Source organism: Streptomyces colwelliae (genome assembly GCF_048158785.1).
GTDB lineage: Bacteria > Actinomycetota > Actinomycetes > Streptomycetales > Streptomycetaceae > Streptomyces.
Genome location: NZ_JBLTJC010000515.1, coordinates 1 through 6,081, shown reverse-complemented (window position 1 = coordinate 6,081; position 6,081 = coordinate 1). Strand labels below are relative to the sequence as shown.

The window sequence follows — 6,081 nt, the reverse complement described above, 5'->3', positions numbered from 1 at the left end:
CCCCTTCGCCCCGCCCTGCTACGCCGAGCGCGCGGTGCCCGACCTGACCTGGCGGATCGCCACCTGGACCCGCGCCACCGGCGGCCGCCTCGTCCTCTCGGGCCACTCCCAGGGCAGCGTCCTCGCCGCGGCCGCGGCCTGGCAACTCAAGCCGGCCCAGCGCAAACGCGTAGCCCTGCTCACCTACGGCTCACCCCTGGAGCGCCTCTACGGCCGCTGGTTCCCGGCCCACTTCGGACCGGCCGCGCTCAGCCGGCTGCACCGCGAGGTCGACTGCTGGCGCAATCTGTACCGGCTCACCGACCCCATCGGCGGCCCGGTGCGCGTGTCCGGCGACCGCGGCCCCGAGGTCGACCACGAACCACCCCTCAAGGACCCCCTGGAGTACGGCCGTACGGCACGGCATCCGCTGCCCGCGCCGATCCTCGGCCACTCCGACTACCAGGCCGACCCGGTGTTCGCCGAGGAGCGCGAGCGGCTGCTGGCCCGGCTGCGGCCCGAGGTGCCGCCTCAGGGCAGCTCGGGCAGGTCGTCCGCGTAGAGCAGGGTCAGGTCGTCCGTGCTCGGCTCCTCGAACTGGGCGACCCGGCTCGCGTGCCGCTCCACCATCGCCTCGAAGGTCTGGCGCGCGGTGCGGCCGTTGCCGAACGCGGCGCCCTTCGGGATCGCCGTGAAGTACTTCGTCAGCCCCTCGGACGCGCCCTCGGCCAGCCGGTACTCGTGCTCCTCGGCCTGCTGCTCGACGATCCTGAGCAGCTCCTCGGGGTTGTAGTCGCTGAAGGTGATGGTCCGTGAGAAACGGGACGCCACACCGGGGTTGACGGACAGGAACCGCTCCATCTCCGCCGTGTAGCCCGCGACGATCACCACGACCGCGTCCCGGTGGTCCTCCATCAGCTTCACGAGCGTGTCGATGGCTTCTTTACCGAAGTCGCGTCCCGAGTCCTCCGGGGAGAGGGCGTACGCCTCGTCGATGAACAAGACTCCGCCGCGCGCCTTGTCGAAGGCCTCCTGGGTGCGGATCGCGGTGGAGCCGATGTGCTCGCCGACCAGGTCGACCCGGGACACCTCGACGAGATGGCCCTTCTCCAGGACTCCGAGGGAGGCGAGGATCTCGCCGTAGAGCCGGGCGACCGTCGTCTTGCCGGTGCCGGGGGAGCCGGTGAAGACCAGGTGCCGTTTGACGGAGGCCGCCTTGAGGCCGGCCTGCTGGCGGCGGCGGCCCACCTCGATCATGTCGGTGAGGGCGCGCACCTCGCGCTTGACGCTGTCCAGGCCGACCAGCGCGTCGAGTTCACCGAGGACGGCCTTGGAGGACCGTGACTCCTTCTCCGGGTCCGTCGCGGTGATCAGCGGGTCCTGCTCGGCCGTGCGCTGGCCGGGGATCGCGCCCAGCACGCTCGTCGACTGGCTCGCCGTCTCCACGGCCGTCTCGTGGGCGGTGGGCGGCTTGAGGCCGCTCTCGTCGCTCGCGCAGTCCTCGACGACCGGGCCCGTGCCGGGTGCCGCGTCCGGACCGGCGTCCGCGAACTCGTAACCGCCGCGCGCGCACCGCTCCGTACGGCACTTCTTCAGCGTCGTACGACAGCCGTCTATGACGTGGAAGCCGTAGCCGCCGCTGCCCGTCACGCGGCAGCCCAGGAAGGTGCCCCGGCCGCCCGCGGAGACGTAGAAGCCCGCCTCGGCGGGGGAGTCGACCGTGCAGCGCTCGATGGTGGGGTCGGCGCCCTTGGTGACGATCACGCCGGTCTGGGTGGCGTCCACGGTGCAGTTGTTCAGGGTGCCGCCGCTGCCGTGGTCGCGGAACCACGCGCCCGTGGCTGCGTCCCTGATCCGGCAGTCGTCGAGCTGTGCGGTCGCGCCGTCGCTCACCGACACGGCTGTGTTGCGCACTTGGGAGATGTCGCTGTCGACGACGTCCGCGCGCGAGCCGCGGTCGAGCACGAACAGCGCGTCCGGTACGTCGTGTACCCGACACGAGTCGAGGACCACGGTCGCGCCGTCGCTGACCCACACCGCCGGATAGTCGCCCGTGCTGTCGAAGATCTCGCACTGGTTGGCGTCCACGCGCGTGCCCGGGTCCCACACCGACAGTCCGTTGCGCCCGAACTGACGCACCGTCGTCCGGGTCAGCGTCAGGACCGAACGGGAACGCAGATCCACCGCGTTCTCCGGGATGTCGTGGATGCGGCAGTCGGCCAGCGTCAGCACCGCGTCGGTGTCGAGGGTGACGCCGTCGGCGGTCGTACGGTGCACATCGCAGTCGGTGAGGTGCGCGGTGGCCCGGCCGGTGATCTGGACGCCGCTGCCGCGCGTCTCGTAGACCTCACAACCCACCGCCTCCAGCGAGGAGTTCTCGCCTGTGGCGGACAGGCCCACCCCTGAGGTGTGGTGGACGCGGCAGCGCTCCAGGCGCGGGTGGCCGCCGCCGCGGACCGCGACGCCCGCCTGGCCGGCCGAGACGACCTCGCACTCCTCGAACACCCCGCCACCGCCGTCGAGTACGGCGATCCCGATGCCGGCCGGGTTGTCGACGGTGCAGCGCCGCACGGTGGGGCGGGCACCGCCGCGCACCTCGATGCCGGACGCGGAGCGCGTGACGATCCGAAGGTCCGTCAACTCCGGTGCGCCCTCCTCGACAAGGAGCGCGGGCGCGGCCGAGTCCTGGCCCTCGACATGCAGGTCCTGGACCACGGCGGAGGCGCGGACGGTCAACGGCACGCCGTCCAGGGGCGCGATGCGCACCGAGCCGGGCGAACCCTCAGGGCCGCGCAGGGTCACCGACCGCTGTACGACGAGGTTCTCCCGGTAGGTGCCGGGAGCGACGGTGAGGACGTCTCCCTCGGCCGCGGCCTCCAGGGCGGCGGCGAGCGACGCGTACTCACCTGTGCGGCGCCGCCACCTCGATGTACCGGTGTGCGTCACCTGGACCGTGCCCTGTGCCATGGCGCTGCTGTGCCCCCACCTCGTGGTACGCGGGTTGATGCCGAAGCCTTCGCCGGTCCACCGTAGCGTGCGTGCGGGCGGTGGGTTGACCAGAGCCGGAAGGCTGTCAGCTGCCGGTGCCGGTCCGGCCCCAGTCCGGGCCCGCCCGCTCCCATGCGCGGTCCCAACGGGCGTACCTGCGGCGGACCATGCGCCACAGCACGAACCGTCTGGCGCTGTCGACGAGCCCGGCGGTCAGCAGTGCCGCGCCGAGCCCGGCGAGCACGGCGTGCGTCGTCGCCGTGGCCGAGTCCAGCGGGCGGGCCACTATGTGCCCGCCCTGGTCCGTCCAGAGCCTGAAGTGGTCACCCGCGTGCGGGGTGTTGAGGTTCGCCATCACCGTGCCGTGGTGGGCGGTGCCGTCCGGGGCGGTCCAGTCGGCGAGGACCTTGCTGCGGATGTCCCGCGCGGTGGCCGAGTCGGGGTCGGGGTCGAGCTCCGCCCCCTTCAGCTTCTTGACCACCGTCGCCGTCACGACGTGCCGGTCCGCGCGCTGCTCCCGCACCGACCGCTGCAGAGTGTCCTGCGCGACCCCGCCGACGAGCGAACCGATCACGGGTGCGGCGACCAACACCAGCAGCAGGACCACGAGGGCCAGCCAGGCCTCGACCAGATCGGTCGCGCGACGCAGCGGATTGCGCCGCCAACGCCACACACCCCTGATTGCTCCCACAGTCCCGCACCCCCTTCCCGCTCCGTGATAACTCCACGCCCGGCCGTTCACCCAAGAGCCCCGGCAAAGAGAGAGCGAAATCACCTCTCACCGGGCCTCTCACGAACTTCTCACGGGATCTCAACGACCGGGCCCACGGGGAGGGTTCCCGCCTCGCGGGCTCTTCGGCGGAACCTCGCGCGCTCATCGGCACAACTCCGCCTACGCGAGAATCCGGACCGGATCACCGACGCGGATCGTGCCGGTCGACCGGGGCACCAGGTTCTGCCCGAAGACGAGCCTGCCGCCGATGCGACGGTGCCGGGCGAGGGTGCGCAGGGGCTCCTTGCCGCGCTCGGCGGTGGCCTGGTCAGTGGTGGTCACGACGCAGCGCCCGCACTTCTTCGCGACACGGAAGGAGACCTCGCCGATCACGACGCCCGACCAGTCGTCCTCGGCCCAGGCGGCGGTGCCCGCCACGACCACATTGGGCCGGAACCGGTTCATGGGAAGCGGACCTTCGGCCGGGTGATCCCCTTGCGCGACAAGGGAGTTGAGGGCGTCGAGGGAGGCCTCGGAGGTCAGCAGCAGCGGATAGCCGTCGGCGAAACTGACGGTCTCACCGGGCAGCGCGTAGTGCGGGTCGACGGGCCTGCGCGTGGCGGGATCGTCCATGTGGACGAGACGCACGCCGAAGCCCAGATGGTCGCTGCACCAGATGTGCGCGGCGTCCCGCCCCGGCACCGCGTCGACCTTGGTACCGAAGATCTCCATCGCCACGGTGGTGACCGGCTCCGGAACGGGCACGGTCAGCGGGTCACGGCCGGGCGCGGACAGACGAACACCGCCGCCGGGCAGAAGCTCGGCGGCGGCCAGTGCGAGACGCGGGTGCTCGCGTTGCGTGACGACCTTTCCCCCGTCGTCGATCAGCACCCAGCGTCGGTCCCCGGCCAGCCCCCAAGGCTCCACGAGAGCCTCCCGGGGCGAGAAACCCCGGAGTGCCTTGACCGGATGAACGTGGATCGACCGCAGCTCCGCATTCCCCATCGCTCCATCGTGCCAGGTGGCACCGACAACGCAGGGTGCGGATCAGTAACCGCCGCGGTACTGCTGCTGGTTGTTGTACGGGTCCTGCTGGTACGGCGCCGGGGCCGGGCGGGGAGCCGCCGGACGCATCGCCTCGTAGCCGGCCGGAGCCGCCATCGGACGCGGCTGCTGTTGCTGCTGGCCGGGGTAGCCGCGCGGCGGGGCCTGCTGCGGGATGTAGGCGGCGGGCGCCTGCTGCAGCGGTGAGGGCTGCTGGGCCTGCGGATAGCCGTAGTTCTGCGAGGGACCCGCCGGGAGGGCGGGCAGTGCTGACGGGAGCGCCGGCAGGTTGCTCCCCGGCATGTCGTAGGCGGCGGGGACCCGGATCGGGGCGATCTGCGGGGTACCCCGCTCGGCCACGAGGGAGTCGTAGATCGGGGTGTCCGGGAAGGAGGCGGAGTAGTAGCCGCCGCCATAAGTGGAGCGGGGGGAGGTCATGGCACATAAGTTAAGCCCACGATGTGCTGGTTGGGGAGACCGATTAGAGGGTTGTTTTCCGTGTCGGCAGTGGCATGGGATCCCCAATGCGAGCGAACTTGCCAAAAAAGGGCATCAACCCGTGTTCGGATCGGGTAAAAGCCAAGTTCCCGGCGGGTTACCAGCGGTTGGCCGACGGTGTTGCCGCGCCCCTCATGGGCGTTCGGCGCCCCGGGGAATAGGTTGTGCGGGTAGACACCCGATGGGCTGCCGGGGCGTGTCCTGGCACGGCGACACGTGATGGGGGCAGACATGTCGATGCCGAAGGGATCGAATGTTCCGGTGCCGACGACGGCACTGCGCGTCGAACTGGGCTGGCGGTCCGGGCCCGGCGTACCCGACGCGGACGCCTCGGCCCTGCTGCTGGTCGAGGGAAAGGTCCGCTCCGACAGGGACTTCGTCTTCTACAACCAGCCCACCCACTCCTCCGGCGCGGTCCGCCACGAGGGCAAGGGCAACGCCGGCGGACGGTTGACCGACACCCTGTTGGTGGACCTCGCGCGCGTGGAGCCCGCCGTCGACCGCATCGTCCTCGCCGCCTCCGCGGACGGCGGAACGTTCGGCCAGGTCCCCGACCTGTACATCGAGGTCCGGGACGCCGTACAGAACACCGTGGCCGCCCGCTTCGACAGCGCGGGCGCGACGGTCGAGACCGCCTTCGTGCTCGGCGAGTTCTACCGCCGCCAGGGAGCCTGGAAGTTCCGGGCCGTCGGCCAGGGCTACGACAGCGGACTCGAAGGACTGGCGACCGACTTCGGCATCACCGTGGACGAGCCGCAGCAGGCGACACCGGCCGCGACCATGCCACCGCCCTCCGGACCGCCCGTGAACCTGTCGCCGCCGATGCCCGCGGCTCCGCCCGCCGGCCCGCCCTCGCCGCC

The 6,081-nt window shown here is 71.5% G+C and carries 5 protein-coding genes and 1 pseudogene; 2 read left to right on the top strand and 4 right to left on the bottom strand.

From position 1 onward, the window contains the following. Positions 1-541: pseudogene (locus tag ACNFOC_RS49440) on the top strand (hypothetical protein); the annotation flags it as partial. Here the strand turns inward: ACNFOC_RS49440 and ACNFOC_RS49435 are convergent. From ACNFOC_RS49435 to ACNFOC_RS49420, 4 genes are all read right to left on the bottom strand, one after another. Next, a complete protein-coding gene (locus tag ACNFOC_RS49435) occupies positions 511-2,946 on the bottom strand; it encodes a right-handed parallel beta-helix repeat-containing protein (RefSeq protein ID WP_416965546.1) in 2,436 nt (811 codons plus the stop codon). The pseudogene ACNFOC_RS49440 and the gene ACNFOC_RS49435 sit on opposite strands and share 31 nt — an antisense overlap. A gap of 106 nt (positions 2,947-3,052) precedes the next feature. Then, on the bottom strand, positions 3,053-3,658 hold the full coding sequence (locus ACNFOC_RS49430) for an Rv1733c family protein (protein WP_416965545.1): 606 nt from the start codon (positions 3,656-3,658) through the stop codon (positions 3,053-3,055). A 201-nt stretch (positions 3,659-3,859) separates the two neighbouring features. After that, complete coding sequence (locus tag ACNFOC_RS49425) at positions 3,860-4,684, bottom strand: MOSC domain-containing protein (protein ID WP_416965544.1); 825 nt, start codon at positions 4,682-4,684, stop codon at positions 3,860-3,862. A gap of 42 nt (positions 4,685-4,726) precedes the next feature. Beyond that, entirely contained in the window at positions 4,727-5,161 is a 435-nt protein-coding gene (locus ACNFOC_RS49420; RefSeq protein ID WP_416965543.1) for a DUF6643 family protein, read from the bottom strand. Positions 5,162-5,458: 297 nt separating this feature from the next. On the opposite strand from ACNFOC_RS49420, the gene ACNFOC_RS49415 reads away from it, so the two are divergent. After that, the coding region (locus ACNFOC_RS49415) for a TerD family protein (protein WP_416965547.1) at positions 5,459-6,081 on the top strand (623 nt) is incomplete at its 3' end.

Bases quoted from the DNA above. Each gene is read 5' to 3' on its own strand.
- ACNFOC_RS49435 (WP_416965546.1), bottom strand. From the start codon at position 2,946: ATGGCACAGGGCACGGTCCAGGTGACGCACACCGGTACATCGAGGTGG.
- ACNFOC_RS49425 (WP_416965544.1), bottom strand. From the start codon at position 4,684: ATGGGGAATGCGGAGCTGCGGTCGATCCACGTTCATCCGGTCAAGGCA.
- ACNFOC_RS49420 (WP_416965543.1), bottom strand. From the start codon at position 5,161: ATGACCTCCCCCCGCTCCACTTATGGCGGCGGCTACTACTCCGCCTCC.